The 12,968-nt window shown below is 72.1% G+C and carries 14 protein-coding genes and 1 tRNA gene; 4 read left to right on the top strand and 11 right to left on the bottom strand.

What is annotated here, in order from left to right; genetic code table 11:
* The first annotated feature begins 19 nt into the window (after positions 1-19).
* From ACFYYB_RS28540 to ACFYYB_RS28530, 3 genes are all read left to right on the top strand, one after another.
* On the top strand, positions 20-1,285 hold the full coding sequence (locus tag ACFYYB_RS28540) for a glycosyltransferase (protein ID WP_389438571.1): 1,266 nt from the start codon (positions 20-22) through the stop codon (positions 1,283-1,285).
* The gene (locus ACFYYB_RS28535) at positions 1,285-3,519 is read left to right on the top strand and encodes an ArnT family glycosyltransferase (protein WP_389438569.1); all 2,235 of its coding nucleotides are present in this window, start codon (positions 1,285-1,287) and stop codon (positions 3,517-3,519) included. The genes ACFYYB_RS28540 and ACFYYB_RS28535 overlap by 1 nt, the downstream gene beginning before the upstream one ends.
* An 85-nt stretch (positions 3,520-3,604) precedes the next feature.
* A complete protein-coding gene (locus ACFYYB_RS28530) occupies positions 3,605-4,318 on the top strand; it encodes a TetR/AcrR family transcriptional regulator (protein WP_389438567.1) in 714 nt (237 codons plus the stop codon).
* A gap of 9 nt (positions 4,319-4,327) precedes the next feature.
* Here the strand turns inward: ACFYYB_RS28530 and ACFYYB_RS28525 are convergent, their stop codons facing one another.
* Both ACFYYB_RS28525 and ACFYYB_RS28520 read right to left on the bottom strand, forming a co-directional pair.
* Positions 4,328-5,932: an MDR family MFS transporter gene (locus ACFYYB_RS28525; RefSeq protein ID WP_389438565.1), complete on the bottom strand. Its 1,605-nt coding sequence runs from the start codon at positions 5,930-5,932 to the stop codon at positions 4,328-4,330.
* 14 nt (positions 5,933-5,946) lie between these two features.
* Positions 5,947-6,384 (bottom strand): MarR family winged helix-turn-helix transcriptional regulator, encoded by a 438-nt coding sequence (locus ACFYYB_RS28520; RefSeq protein WP_327305846.1) that lies wholly within the window; start codon positions 6,382-6,384, stop codon positions 5,947-5,949.
* 146 nt (positions 6,385-6,530) lie between these two features.
* Here ACFYYB_RS28520 and ACFYYB_RS28515 point away from each other — a divergent pair, with 146 nt between their 5' ends.
* Positions 6,531-6,770 (top strand): hypothetical protein, encoded by a 240-nt coding sequence (locus ACFYYB_RS28515; RefSeq protein WP_327305847.1) that lies wholly within the window; start codon positions 6,531-6,533, stop codon positions 6,768-6,770.
* A gap of 25 nt (positions 6,771-6,795) precedes the next feature.
* Here ACFYYB_RS28515 and ACFYYB_RS28510 read toward each other — a convergent pair whose 3' ends face one another.
* The 9 genes from ACFYYB_RS28510 to ACFYYB_RS28470 form a co-directional block, all read right to left on the bottom strand.
* A complete protein-coding gene (locus tag ACFYYB_RS28510; RefSeq protein WP_389438563.1) occupies positions 6,796-7,647 on the bottom strand; it encodes a hypothetical protein in 852 nt (283 codons plus the stop codon).
* A gap of 104 nt (positions 7,648-7,751) precedes the next feature.
* The gene (locus ACFYYB_RS28505) at positions 7,752-8,606 is read right to left on the bottom strand and encodes an RNA polymerase sigma factor SigF (RefSeq protein WP_243341827.1); all 855 of its coding nucleotides are present in this window, start codon (positions 8,604-8,606) and stop codon (positions 7,752-7,754) included.
* Positions 8,607-8,852: 246 nt separating this feature from the next.
* Positions 8,853-9,728: a SigB/SigF/SigG family RNA polymerase sigma factor gene (locus tag ACFYYB_RS28500; RefSeq protein WP_389439017.1), complete on the bottom strand. Its 876-nt coding sequence runs from the start codon at positions 9,726-9,728 to the stop codon at positions 8,853-8,855.
* Positions 9,729-10,182: 454 nt separating this feature from the next.
* Positions 10,183-10,344, bottom strand: coding sequence for a hypothetical protein (locus ACFYYB_RS28495; protein WP_214954785.1), 162 nt, complete (start codon positions 10,342-10,344; stop codon positions 10,183-10,185).
* A 379-nt stretch (positions 10,345-10,723) separates the two neighbouring features.
* Complete coding sequence (locus ACFYYB_RS28490; protein WP_389438561.1) at positions 10,724-11,044, bottom strand: hypothetical protein; 321 nt, start codon at positions 11,042-11,044, stop codon at positions 10,724-10,726.
* Positions 11,045-11,149: 105 nt separating this feature from the next.
* Positions 11,150-11,236: transfer RNA gene (locus ACFYYB_RS28485), tRNA-Ser, on the bottom strand.
* 57 nt (positions 11,237-11,293) lie between these two features.
* The gene (gene tadA / locus ACFYYB_RS28480; RefSeq protein WP_327309360.1) at positions 11,294-11,722 is read right to left on the bottom strand and encodes a tRNA adenosine(34) deaminase TadA; all 429 of its coding nucleotides are present in this window, start codon (positions 11,720-11,722) and stop codon (positions 11,294-11,296) included.
* 77 nt (positions 11,723-11,799) lie between these two features.
* The gene (locus tag ACFYYB_RS28475) at positions 11,800-12,381 is read right to left on the bottom strand and encodes a hypothetical protein (protein WP_327309361.1); all 582 of its coding nucleotides are present in this window, start codon (positions 12,379-12,381) and stop codon (positions 11,800-11,802) included.
* A gap of 309 nt (positions 12,382-12,690) precedes the next feature.
* Positions 12,691-12,864 carry a hypothetical protein gene (locus tag ACFYYB_RS28470; protein ID WP_254381952.1) on the bottom strand — a complete coding sequence of 58 codons (174 nt, stop codon included), beginning with the start codon at positions 12,862-12,864 and terminating at the stop codon, positions 12,691-12,693.
* Positions 12,865-12,968: the final 104 nt, after the last annotated feature.

Raw genomic sequence — 12,968 nt, 5'->3', positions numbered from 1 at the left:
GCCCCGGGAGGGTCGGGTCATGCCTACCGACACCTCTTCCGGAGCGCTCCCGGTCCGGTCGCCCCTCGCGCCCGTACCGGGTGAGCCAGTCCTCGACGTGGTGATCCCGGTCTACAACGAGGAGGCGGACCTCGGCCCCTGCGTGCGCAGGCTGCACGAGCACCTGACCCGGACCTTCCCGTACCCCTTCCGCATCACCATCGCCGACAACGCGAGCACCGACCGCACCCCCGAGGTCGCGGCCGCCCTCGCCGCCTCCGTGGCCGGCGTACGCAGCACCCGGCTGGAGCAGAAGGGCCGCGGCCGGGCCCTGCGCACGGTGTGGGGGGAGTCGGAAGCGCCCGTCCTGGCGTACATGGACGTGGACCTCTCCACCGACCTCAACGCCCTGCTCCCGCTGGTCGCCCCGCTGATCTCCGGCCACTCCGACCTCGCCATCGGCACTCGCCTGGCCCGTTCCTCGCGGGTGGTCAGGGGAGCGAAGCGGGAGTTCATCTCCCGTGCCTACAACCTGCTCCTGCGCTCCTCGCTCTCCGCCCGGTTCAGCGACGCCCAGTGCGGCTTCAAGGCGATCCGCCGCGAGGTCGCGACCCGGCTGCTGCCGCTCGTGGAGGACTCCGGCTGGTTCTTCGACACCGAGCTGCTGGTCCTCGCCGAGCGGGCCGGGCTGCGGATCCACGAGGTCCCGGTGGACTGGGTCGACGACCCCGACTCCACCGTGCACATCGCCCGCACCGCCGCCGAGGACCTCAAGGGCGTCTGGCGGGTGGGCCGGGCCCTGGCCGTCGGCGCGCTCCCGCTGGACCGGCTCGCCCGCTCCTTCGGGGACGACCCGCGCGACCGCACCGCCCTGCCCGGCGTCCCGCGCGGGCTGGCCCGCCAGCTCCTGGGCTTTTGCGCGGTCGGCGCCCTGTCCACCCTCCTCTACCTGCTCCTCTACTCCGCCGCACGGAACGCCGCCGGCCCCCAGCTCGCCAACGCCGCCGCGCTGCTGCTCTCCGCCGTCGCCAACACCGCCGCCAACCGCCGGCTCACCTTCGGCGTCCGCGGCCGGGCCCGCGCCGTGCGCCACCAGGCCCAGGGGCTCGTGGTGTTCGCCATCGGACTGGCCCTGACCAGTGGATCGCTCGCCGCCCTCGGGGCCGCCAACTCCACACCGGGGCACAGCACCGAGCTGGCCGTCCTGGTCACCGCCAACCTCGCCGCCACGGTGCTGCGGTTCCTGCTCTTCCGCGCCTGGGTCTTCCCCGAACGGCGCGCCACTCCCGCGAAGGACCACTCCTGATGACCACGGCAGCCCTACCGCTCCACCCGCCCTCCCCGGCCGCCCCGTCCTCCAGGACGGCCCGGGCGCACGCCGCGCGGCCCGGCTGGGAACGCCCCGCGTTCCTCGGGCTGCTCCTCGCCACCGCCGTGCTGCTGCTCTGGGACCTGGGTGCCTCCGGCTACGCCAACTCCTTCTACTCCGCCGCGGTCCAAGCGGGCGGCGAGAGTTGGAAGGCCTTCTTCTTCGGCTCCTCCGACGCCGGGAACTCCATCACCGTCGACAAGCCCCCGGCCGCGCTGTGGCCCATGATGCTGTCCGTCCGGCTCTTCGGGCTCGGTGCCTGGCAGATCCTCGTGCCGCAGGCCCTGATGGGCGTCGGTACGACCGCCGTGCTCTACGCGGCCGTACGCCGCCAGTTCGGCCCGGCGGCGGCCCTCATCAGCGGAGCCGTGTTCGCGCTCACGCCCGTGGCCGCGCTGATGTTCCGCTTCAACAACCCCGATGCGCTGCTGACGCTCCTGATGACCGTCACCGTGTACTGCGTGCTCCGGGCCCTCGATGGCGCGCACACCACATGGCTCGTCTGGGCCGGGGTCGCGGTCGGCTTCGCCTTCCTCACCAAGACCCTGCAGGCCTTCGTCATCCTGCCGCCCCTCGCCCTGCTGTACGCGGTCTGCGCGCCGACCCGGCTGCGCAGGCGCCTCGGCCAGCTGCTGCTCTCCACCCTCGCCATGGTGGCGGCCGGCGGCTGGTGGGTGGCGATCGTCGAACTGTGGCCCGCCTCCTCCCGCCCGTACATCGGGGGCTCGCAGACCAACTCCTTCCTGGAACTGACCCTCGGCTACAACGGCCTCGGCCGGATCAACGGCGAGGAGACCGGCAGCGTCGGCGGCGGAGCCCGCACGGCGGCCGCCGAGGGCATGACCGGCGGCCCCGGAGCCGGTGGCGGTGGCGGAATGGCCTGGGGAGAGACCGGCATCGACCGGCTGTTCTCCTCGAACATCGGCGGTCAGATCGGCTGGCTGCTGCCCGCCGCGCTGATCCTGCTCGTCGCGGGCCTCGTGGTCACCTGGCGGGCCCGCCGGGCCACCGACAGCCTGGAGGGCATGGCCCGCGCGGCCTTCCTGGCCTGGGGCGGGGCGCTGCTGATCACCGCGGTGGTCTTCAGCTTCATGCAGGGCATCTTCCACGAGTACTACACGGTGGCCCTGGCCCCGTACATCGCCGCCCTGGTCGGCATGGGCATCGCCGTCCTCTGGGAGGAGCGGGGCAGCCGGGCCGCCTCCCTCACGCTCTCCGGGACCCTCGCCCTCACGTCGTACTGGGCCTTCGCCTTGCTCGGTCGCTCCGCGGAGTACGTGCCGTGGTTGCGCTGGTTGGTCCTCGCTGTCGGACTCGGCACGGCCCTGCTGCTGCCGTTCACCGCGCGGCTGGGCCGCCGCACCGCACTCGGTGTGGCGGCAGTCGGCTTGGGCGTGGCCCTGGCCGGACCCCTCGCGTACTGCCTGACCACGGTGACCACCCCGCACACGGGCTCGATCGTCACGGCGGGCCCCGCCGTCGCGGGCGGCCGGGGCGGCCCCGGCGGCGGGATGCGCGGCTTCGAGATGCCGGGCGGCGGAGCGATGCCCGGGGGCGGCGGCGGAGCCGCACCGCAGGGCATGCCCCCGGGCGGAACCGCCCAGGGCGGCCGGGCCCCCGGCGGCACCGGCCCCACCGACGGCGGCCGGGGCACCCGGACCGGCGGCGGACCGGGCGGGGGCATGGGCGGGGCCATGGGCGGAGGCGGCGCGGGCGGAGGCGGCATGGGCGGCCTGCTCGGCGGGACGCGGACCAGCGCCGAGGCCACGGCCGCGCTGCGCGCCGACGCGGACCGGTACACGTGGGCGGCGGCCGCCATCGGCTCGCAGAACGCGGCGAGTTACCAGCTCGCTTCGCAGCGGCCGGTGATGGCCCTCGGCGGCTTCAACGGCAGCGACCCCTCTCCGACCCTGGAGCAGTTCAAGGCGTACGTCAGCGCCGGGAAGATCCACTACTTCATCGGCCAGAGCGGCACGGGAGCCGACGGCGCCGCGGCCGGCGGCGAAACCGGCGGCGGCGCGGAGACCGGCACCGCGGCACGCGGCGGGGGCGGCCCCGGCGGGGGCGTGAGCAGCTCCATCGAGACCTGGGTCAAGGCCAACTTCAAGGCCTCCACGATCGGCGGAGCCACCTTCTACGACCTCACCGCGCCGACGTCACCGGCATCCTGAAACCTGCCGGACCCGGTCCCACTAGCATCAAGGGGGCGGACCGGGCATCGCGGGCCGGTCCCGTGCGCGTGAGGAGGATGCCTCCATGGTCACCCCGGCGGATCCCGGCACGGCCCGGACCAGCGTCTGGCTGGCGGTGCCGCCGACCGCACGCGCCCGGCGGCGCAGCGAGGCCCCCGCCGGACTGGACCGGGAACGGATCACGGCCGCGGCCGTACGGCTGCTGGACGCCGAGGGGCTGGCCCGGTTCTCCATGAGGCGGCTCGCCGCCGGGCTCGGGGTCACCGCGATGTCCCTGTACTGGTACGTCGACACCAAGCACGATCTGCTCGAACTCGCCCTGGACAGCGCCCTGGGCGAGCTCGGTGAACGGCAGGAGCCGGCCGGGCCGCCCGTGGAGGGCTGGCCCGGCCGGCTCCGTTCGCTGGCCCGGGGCTACCGGAGGCTGCTCGCGGACCACCCGTGGGTGGCTCCGCTCACCGCCGCGTATCCGAACATCGGCCCGCACGCACGGGCCTTCGACGCCGCCCTGCACCGGCTGCTGGACGCCACGGGCCTGCCGGACGCCACCCGTGCCGGGGCCCGGCTGGCCGTCTCCCAGTTCCTGCACGGCTGTGGGGGCACGGTCCGGCGGCCGCCCGACGGGGAGTTCTGCCTCGCGCTCGACGTCCTGATCGCCGGGATCCAGGCGCACACCGGGCGAACGGCGGCCGGGGCGCCCACCGCGCCCACGCCCCCCGCCACCACCGAACCCGCGGCAGCCCGCACCCACACCCCCGCCGCGCCCGCAGCCCCGTAGACCGCCCGGCTACTCCGACGCGGCGGCCGCCGGTTCGTGGGCCGCCGGCTTCGACCTCAGGGCGACCTCCTTGATGAACACCACCAGCACCAGCGCCAGCAGCGCGGTGGGGGCGGCGTAGAGGAAGACGTCGCCGACCCCGTGCCCGTACGCGGACTCGACGACCGTGCGGAAGGGCTCGGGCAGCTGGGCGAGGTCGGGGATCGCACCTCCGCCGGTACCGCCGTGGCCCATGGCCGCGGCCTTCGGGCCGAGCTCGGCGAGGCCGTCCTTGACGTAGTGGGTGACCCGGTTGGCCATGACCGCGCCGAGGGCGGAGACGCCCATCGCGCCACCGAGCGAGCGGAAGAAGGTGACGACCGAGCTGGCGGCGCCGAGGTCCTCGGGGGCCACCTGGTTCTGGGAGGCGAGGACCAGGTTCTGCATCATCATGCCGAGGCCGAGGCCGGTCAGCGCCATGAAGATCGCGATGTGCCAGTACGGGGTGTCGTACCGCAGGGTGCCCAGCAGGCCGAGTCCGGCCGTCAGGAGCACGCCGCCGGAAACGAGCCAGGCCTTCCACTTACCGGTCTTGGTGATCACCTGACCGGAAACGGTGGAGGAGACGAAGAGCCCGCCGATCATCGGAATCGTGAGGATTCCGGACATCGTGGGGGTCTCGCCGCGGGCCAACTGGAAGAACTGGCTGAAAAACACGGTGCCCGAGAACATCGCGATGCCGACGAAGAGTGAGGCGGCCGAGGCGAGGCTGATGGTCTTGTTGCGGAAGAGGCGCAGCGGAATGATCGGGTCGCTCGCCCTGGATTCGACCAGCAGGAAGAGCAGACCGAGGACGAGGGCGCCGCCGGTCATCGCCGTGCTCTGCCAGGACATCCAGTCGTACGAGGTGCCGGCCTGCGTCACCCAGATCAGCAGGGCCGAGACGGCGCCGCTGATCAGGAAGGCGCCCAGCCAGTCGACCTTGACCTCGCGGCGCACGACGGGCAGGTGCAGGGTGCGCTGGAGCACGATCAGGGCGATGACGGCGAAGGGGATGCCGACGTAGAAGCACCAGCGCCAGCCGAGCCAGCTCGTGTCGGTGATGACCCCGCCGAGCAGCGGGCCGCCGACGGTGGCGACGGCGAAGACCGCGCCGAGGTAGCCGCTGTACCGGCCGCGCTCGCGCGGGGAGATCATCGCGGCCATCACGATCTGGGCGAGGGCGGAGAGCCCGCCGACGCCGATGCCCTGGACCACGCGGCAGGCGATGAGCATGCCGGTGTTCTGGGACATGCCCGCGACCATCGAGCCGAGGACGTAGATCACCAGGGATATCTGGACCAGCAGCTTCTTGCTGAAGAGGTCGGACAGCTTGCCCCACAGCGGGGTGGCCGCCGTCATCGAGAGCAGGGCGGCCGTGACCACCCAGGTGTAGGAGGACTGGGTGCCGCCGAGGTCGCCGATGATCTGGGGCAGGGCGTTGGAGACGATCGTGGAGGACAGGATCGCCACGAACATGCCGAGCATCAGCCCGGAGAGGGCCTTCATGATCTGCGGGTGGGTCATGGGCGCGCTGTCGGACGTGGTCTCCGGCCGGCCGCCTCCCCGCACACCGGTGGGTGTGGTCGTAGCCATGTGTTTCCTTCGGTCTAGCTGTCTGGAAGCGTGAAGCCCGACCGGAGCCGGGCCAGCAGGATGTTGAGGTGGTCGACGTCCGCGTCGGACCAGTCGGCCAGGGCCTTCGCCAGCGCGGTGGTGTGGCGGGTGCCGAGCTCGGTGAGGAGCGCGCGGCCGGCCGGGGTCAGGCGCAGGATCCGGCAGCGGGCGTCGACGGGGTCGGTGTCGCGGGTGATCCAGCCGCGGTCGGTGGTGTGCGCGACGTGCCGGCTGGTCACGGAGATGTCGATGGCCAGGTACTCGGACAGGCGGCCGAGCCGCATCTCGCCGTGCCGGTCGAGCACGGTGAGCACGGCCGCCGAACCGGGCGGGCAGTCGGAGGGCAGGAGGCGGGCGAGATCGCGCTTGACGGCGCCGATGCCGGTGAGCTGTCGGGCCAGTTCGGCGTAACGCGTTGCGGGTGTGGTCACTGCGGGCGCTTCGGGCGCTGTGGTCACCGGGACCCCCCTCCGAATGTCGTTGCTTCGGGCAACCATAGAAGCAGATGGTTGTTACAGGCAAATGAATCGGAGGCCCGGGCGGTAAAGGAATCGGAAAACCCGCTAGGGTCCTGCGCATGGCTGCGAATCACGACTCGAACCACAACTCACAGGCTCCCGAGGGTGACTACGACCCCGCGGGCAGCACCCAGATGTTCCGGGCGTTCGTCGACGAGCCGGTACCGGCCCCCGCCGTCCCCGGTTCGCGCATGCAGAACCGTGCCGCGCGCAAGTCGGGCCCGGGCGCGGGCCTGTGGATCGGCGTCGGCCTCGCCGCGGTGGTCCTGATCGCCGTGGTGGCCTGGCTGGCGCTCTGACGCCCGGCCCGCGCGGCGACGGCCGTCAGTTCCAGGTGGCCGTGACCCTCTGGGTCTCCACGTGCATGCCCAGGGGCACGCGCCAGGCCTCGACGCAGATCCGGTAGGTCCGCGTCTTCGTCGTGCCGCCCGCGATCGGGGCGGGCAGCGGCTGGGTCGAGACGATGGTGTTCCAGTCGACGCCCAGGGCGCCGATGATGTGCGTCGCGAAGGTGACCGTGCCCGAACGGGCGGCCGTGCCTCCGGTGTTGGTGAAGGGCACCGTGACCTGCTCGCACCAGCGTTCCGCCGCCGCGGTACGGGTCGGCGCGCCGATGCTCAGCTTCGCCGGCGCGGCCGGAGGCGGCGCCGGGGTGGACGGCCCGGGCTTCGGCGGCGGGCTGGACGGGCTCCCGGGCTTGCCGCCCGGGGCGGTCGGAAGCGTGGTGCCGGGTGCGGTGGCGGGCGGGCCGCCGGAGCCGCCGGGGGGCGTGGCCGTGCCTCCGCCCGAGGCGGAGCCGGCCGGGGGCTGCGATCCCGGGGCGCCGGGCGGCGTACCGCCGGGGCCGCCGGATGTCCCACCGGAGACCCCGCCCGTGACTCCGCCCGAGCTTGCGCCCGGAGTGCCGCCGGGCGCGCCGCCCGGGATGTCCGCCGAGGTGCTCCCCGACGTGCCGTCGCCGGCCGCGGAGGAGCCGGGCGACGCCTGCGGGAGCGACTGGAACTCGACCCGGGCCCTGGGTGCGACGTTCTCCCCGGCGCCCCGCTCCGGACCGGGGGCGGCCGCGCCCACGGCCACGTAGCCCTCGCGCGCCGGGCCGCCGCAGCCGGTCAGGGCGACGGCGGAAGCCGTGGCGCACAGGGCGAGGACGGCGGCCTGCCGGGATACCTTTCGCATCCCGGCAGTTTTACTGACGTGCCGTCAATTGTGAAGCGGCTGCGGAGGATTGGCCGAGCGCGCTCGTGCCCGTCCGTGCGGCCGTATCCCGGTGGCCGCGGAGGCTACTCGCCGATCAGGCCGACGCGGAGCTGCGCGAGCGTGCGCGTGAGCAGCCGGGAGACGTGCATCTGGGAGATGCCGACCTCCTCGCCGATCTGCGACTGCGTCATGTTCGCGAAGAACCGCAGCATGATGATCTGCCGTTCCCGGGGCGGGAGCTTGGCCAGCAGCGGCTTGAGCGACTCGCGGTACTCGACGCCCTCCAGCGCGGTGTCCTCGTACCCGAGCCGGTCCGCGAGCGAGCCCTCGCCGCCCTCGTCCTCGGGGGAGGGCGAGTCGAGCGAGGAGGCGGTGTACGCGTTGCCCACGGCGAGGCCGTCGACGACGTCCTCCTCCGAGACCCCGAGCACGGCCGCGAGCTCCGGCACGGTCGGCGAGCGGTCGAGCTTCTGGGCGAGCTCGTCGCTGGCCTTGGTGAGGGCGAGCCGCAGCTCCTGGAGCCGGCGCGGGACGCGCACGGACCAGGAGGTGTCCCGGAAGAACCGTTTGATCTCGCCCACGACGGTCGGCATGGCGAAGGTCGGGAACTCCACCCCGCGCTCGCAGTCGAACCGGTCGATGGCCTTGATCAGCCCGATCGTGCCGACCTGGACGATGTCCTCCATGGGCTCGTTGCGGCTCCGGAAGCGGGCCGCGGCGTAGCGCACGAGGGGGAGGTTCAGCTCGATCAGGGTGTCGCGCACGTAGGTCCGCTCGGGACTGTCCGCGTCGAGGCCTGCGAGCCGCTTGAAGAGGGAGCGGGAGAGGGTGCGGGTGTCGATCCGGGTGTCGATGGCTTCCGAGCGGTGGGACACTGCCGGCACTTCACGCTGCTTGACGAGCGTGAGCACCTGTGAGCTGCCCTGGTCTACGGACATGCCACCCCCTTGAGGTCGCGGACGGTCGCGCTTCATCTGCGCGCCCGTCGGAGGAACGCAGCCTCCACCTGAATACCGGAGGCGGGGCTGCGGCAAACGCGGTTCCAGCAGAATGTCACATGTCGGCAACACGCTGTAGCGCCATGTCGACAAGTATCTCCAGCGACAGAACCCGATAGGCCTGCTCTAGGGCGGGAATCTGCCGCTCTGTCAGGAAACGCGGAGAATGATCTCCACTCGATCCGGTTAGGCATCGATCCTGTTTGCGGATCTCAGCCGGGCGAAGCTCCGGGCGAGGAGGCGGGAGACGTGCATCTGGGAGACGCCGAGCTCGGCGCTGATCTGCGACTGGGTCAGATTGTTGTAGTACCGCAGGAGCAGGATCCGCTGCTCGCGCTCGGGCAGCTGTACGAGCAGGTGGCGGACCAGGTCGCGGTGTTCCACGCCGGCCAGCTCGGGGTCCTCGTAGCCGAGGCGGTCGAGCAGGCCGGGGAGCCCGTCGCCCTCCTGGGCGGCCTCCAGGGAGGTCGCGTGGTAGCTGCGGCCGGCCTCGATGCAGGAGAGCACCTCGTCCTCGCCGATGCGCAGCCGCTCGGCGATCTCGGGGGTGGTCGGAGTGCGGCCGTGCAGGGTGGTGAGGTCCTCGGTGGCGGCGTTGACCTGGACCCACAGCTCGTGGAGGCGGCGCGGCACGTGGACGGTGCGGACGTTGTCGCGGAAGTAGCGCTTGATCTCGCCCACGACGGTCGGCATCGCGAAGGTCGGGAACTGCACCCCGCGCTCGGGGTCGAACCGGTCGATCGCGTTGATCAGCCCGATCGTGCCGACCTGGATCACGTCCTCCATCGGCTCGTTGCGGCTGCGGAAGCGGGCGGCCGCGTACCGGACGAGCGGGATGTTGGCCTCGATGAGGGCCCCGCGGACCCGCGCGTGCTCGCTGGTGCCCGGCTGCAGGTCCTTCAGCTGCCCGAACAGGACCTGGGTGAGGGCCCGGGTGTCGGCACCCCGGCTCTGTGGCCTGGGGGCGACCGCAGGCTCCTCCGGAGCCTCCTGCTGGGGCGGTACGTGGGACTCCTGCGGCTGGGGCTGCGGGGAGACCTGGGACTGTCCCTGCGGGGACACCTGCGGCTGGCCCTGTGGGGACACCTGGGACTGGCCCTGAGGGGACACCTGCGGCTGGCCCTGCGACTGGCCCTGAGGGGACAGCTGCGGGGAAGCCTGCGGGGAAACCTGCGGAGAGGCCCGGTGCGGGGCCTGGGCGGAGTCCCCGCGGGGTTCGCGGGGTTCGTGCGGTGTGTGGGGCTGCTCCTGCTGTGGATCCTGCTGGGGCGGCACCTCGGGCGCAGTACTGGCCGGCACGGTCACGCCACCCCTTCACTTCACGTCATCAACTCATCCGTCAAAAGCGGTCATAGCATCACAAGACATGTGCACTGTGTGCAAGCACCGTATAACGCCGTGTTGAGGGCAAGTTGGGAGTAACAGGGCATTTTGCCCCGCGTACGGGAACGCAAAAAGCCCCCCACCCGTCGGAGTGGGGGGCCGGGAAGTCCGGAAACCGCTTCAGCGTACGGGTTCAGCGCACCAGTTCGGTCATGAACTCGCCGATCGCCGTTGCGGCATCCGAGATTCCTTGGAAGCCTATTTGCACCATATCGGCGGCTTTTTTGGGCTGAGTGATGATGACGAAGAGGACGAAGACGACAAGGGCGCCCGAGATCAGCTTCTTGGTTTCCACGTGCGCTGTCGGCCTCCCCAACCGGTCCTGCAAGGTCGGCAGAGTCTAGCCCGTCGCGTTCGAACACTCACCTGACCTTTAGGGACCAATGACCTGGCGGCACAGGCCCTTTGCCGGTGTGCCGACGGCCCCGGAAGGCGCAGGATTGAACACAAGCCCACCGGTTCTGGCAGGAAATCGGTGAGCGAGGGACAGGACCTCACTGCGGGGTCCGAGCCGCAAGCTTCCCCCCTGACTGCGGCTTGGACTGGCAGGTTCCGTCCTCATCGGGGGAAGTGGCTTGTCCCCCCGATGCCACTTCCCCCGTCCCAACCGTTGAAGGTCCCGACTCAGGTCGGGGCCTTCTTCGCGTTCTGCGCCGTCCGGGCCGGGGGACCGGCTACTCCAGCCCGCCGGCCAGGTCCGTGATCGGCTGGACGGGGGCGATCACGGGCGCGAGCTGGTTCGGGAGCTCCATCAGCTGGTTGAGCTGGTTCAGGCCGCCGCTGACCTGTCCGCCGATCTCCTGCACCGAGGACGGGCTCGCCCCCTCGGGCATGCCCTGAGGGGCCGGCAGGTCCGGAAGGGTGAGCGGGGAGACCGGGGCGGCGGAGGCGGCGGGAGCCGCGAGGCCGGCGGCGGCCCCCGCGAGGGCGAGGGCGGCGAGGATGCGCTTGGTCTTGGTCATGCCGTGACAACGGCCCAGGGCGCGGGCGGTCACGCGGATGTCCCTCGGACGCCGGAACCCCCGGAGCTCCCGGAAACGCCGGAACCCCCGGAAACGCCGAGAGCCCCGACCCTTGCGGGGCGGGGCTCTCGGTCAGAGCGGTAGCGGTGGGATTTGAACCCACGGATAGCTTGCACCATCACACGCTTTCGAGGCGTGCTCCTTCGGCCGCTCGGACACGCTACCGAGAGAGAGCTTAGCCCAAGGAGACCCGTGCTCTGAAATCCATTCGCGCGACAGTGCTCAGAGGTCGCGGAAGAAGTCCGTGAGCTGCCGCGCGCACTCCCCCGCGAGCACGCCCGCGATCACCTCGGGACGGTGGTTGAGCCGGCGGTCCCGTACGAGGTCCCACAGCGACCCCGCGGCGCCCGCCTTCTCGTCGGCCGCCCCGTAGACGACCCGGGCCACCCGCGACTGCACGAGGGCGCCCGCGCACATCACGCACGGCTCCAGGGTCACCACGAGGGTGCACCCCGGGAGCCGCCATTCCCCGAGGGCGGTGGCCGCCCGGCGCAGCGCCAGTACCTCGGCGTGTGCCGTCGGGTCGCCGGTCGCCTCCCGCTCGTTGTGCCCGGTGGCCAGGAGCGTGCCGTCCGGGCCGAGCACCACGGCGCCGACCGGCACGTCGCCGGCCGGCACCGCCCGGGCGGCCTCCCGGAGCGCCAGGCGCATGGAGTCCTGCCAGGGGTCCCGTACGGGATCGGGCGTGTACGGGGTGGTGTGCGGGGTGTGGTGGTGCTCGGGGATCACTAGCGGACGGCCTCCAGGACCTCGGTGGCGCCGAGCGAATCGGCGATCTCCGAGAGGGCGTCCCCGTCCAGGGTCATCAGTTGTTTGTGGCTCACCCCGAGGTCGTCGAGCAGCCGGGGGTCGCCGAGCGGGCCGGCGGGTGCCGGTTCGGCGCCGGCCCGTACGTCGTGGCCGTCGTCCGCGTCAGCGTCGTCCTCCTCGTCTCTGTCGGCGGATCCGCCGTCCGAATAAGAGGCGATGACCTCGTCCTCGCCGTCCTCGGTGCCGTCGAGGTCCAGCTCGTCGAGTTCGTCGTCCTCGTCGTCCTTGCCCAGCAGCTCGTCGGTCAGCATCGAGCCGTAGGAGCTGCGGGAGGCGGCGGAGGCGTTGGACACGTAGTAGCGCGGGTCCTCCTCGCCGTCCACCCGGACGACCCCGAACCAGGTGTCCTCCTGTTCGATGAGGGCTACCACCGTGTCGTCGTCGACAGAGGCGGAGCGGGCGAGATCGATCAGATCACTCAGAGACTCGACATCGTCGAGTTCCATGTCGCTCGCTTCCCACCCGTCTTCGGTGCGCGCGAGCAGTGCGGCGAAATACACCGTGACTCTCCCACTGGTCATAGGCGTGCCGGTTGGAGTTCCCCCCGGCCGGAGGTGGGTGGGGGTGGAACGGTCGCCGTGCTCACCGTTTCGTACCCCGCCCAGTCGGCATCGTGGCAGAAACGGAGCCATTGCGAGAGGTCTTCGGCGCCGTGGCGCTGGCCGCGCGTGTTGTACGGGGTCTCGCGCCGGGGGCGCGGCGGCGGCCGGACGGCGTCACGGACGGCTTCACGGGCGGCGTTTCGGGCGGGGGTCCGACGGGGGCCGTGCGGCAGCCGGGAGGGGCCGCGCCGGGGCCGAAGGCAGGGCTCACCAGCGAAAGGTGCGCATGCGCATCTGCTGGCGCATGCGGGCGGCGCGGGCGCGTCTGGGCTGGACCCGGTCGCGCAGTTCCCGTGCCTCGTGCAGGTCACGGAGGAACTGCGCGCGCCGGGCTCTGCGCTGCGCCGTCGTCTCCAGTGGCTCGTGATCGTCTTCGGGCATGGGTCACCGCCCCTGGCTGGTCCGGTCCGGTCCGTCCCCCCGAACCCCCACCTTCCCCCGGACCAGCCGTTTGATGCCACCTTCTGTCACGACTCCGCAGGAAT

The sequence above is a fragment of the Streptomyces sp. NPDC002886 genome (assembly GCF_042888445.1).
Lineage (GTDB): Bacteria > Actinomycetota > Actinomycetes > Streptomycetales > Streptomycetaceae > Streptomyces.
The sequence above is the reverse complement of the archived record's forward strand: the minus strand, read 5'-3'. Positions and strand labels throughout refer to the sequence as shown.

Excerpts from the sequence above, each read along its gene's own strand:
- ACFYYB_RS28540 (WP_389438571.1), top strand. The coding sequence starts at position 20 with ATGCCTACCGACACCTCTTCCGGAGCGCTCCCGGTCCGGTCGCCCCTC.
- ACFYYB_RS28535 (WP_389438569.1), top strand. The coding sequence starts at position 1,285 with ATGACCACGGCAGCCCTACCGCTCCACCCGCCCTCCCCGGCCGCCCCG.
- ACFYYB_RS28530 (WP_389438567.1), top strand. The coding sequence starts at position 3,605 with ATGGTCACCCCGGCGGATCCCGGCACGGCCCGGACCAGCGTCTGGCTG.
- ACFYYB_RS28525 (WP_389438565.1), bottom strand. The coding sequence starts at position 5,932 with ATGGCTACGACCACACCCACCGGTGTGCGGGGAGGCGGCCGGCCGGAG.
- ACFYYB_RS28515 (WP_327305847.1), top strand. The coding sequence starts at position 6,531 with ATGGCTGCGAATCACGACTCGAACCACAACTCACAGGCTCCCGAGGGT.
- ACFYYB_RS28510 (WP_389438563.1), bottom strand. The coding sequence starts at position 7,647 with ATGCGAAAGGTATCCCGGCAGGCCGCCGTCCTCGCCCTGTGCGCCACG.
- ACFYYB_RS28505 (WP_243341827.1), bottom strand. The coding sequence starts at position 8,606 with ATGTCCGTAGACCAGGGCAGCTCACAGGTGCTCACGCTCGTCAAGCAG.
- tadA (WP_327309360.1), bottom strand. The coding sequence starts at position 11,722 with ATGCGCCTGGCGCTCCGGGAGGCCGCCCGGGCGGTGCCGGCCGGCGAC.
- ACFYYB_RS28470 (WP_254381952.1), bottom strand. The coding sequence starts at position 12,864 with ATGCCCGAAGACGATCACGAGCCACTGGAGACGACGGCGCAGCGCAGA.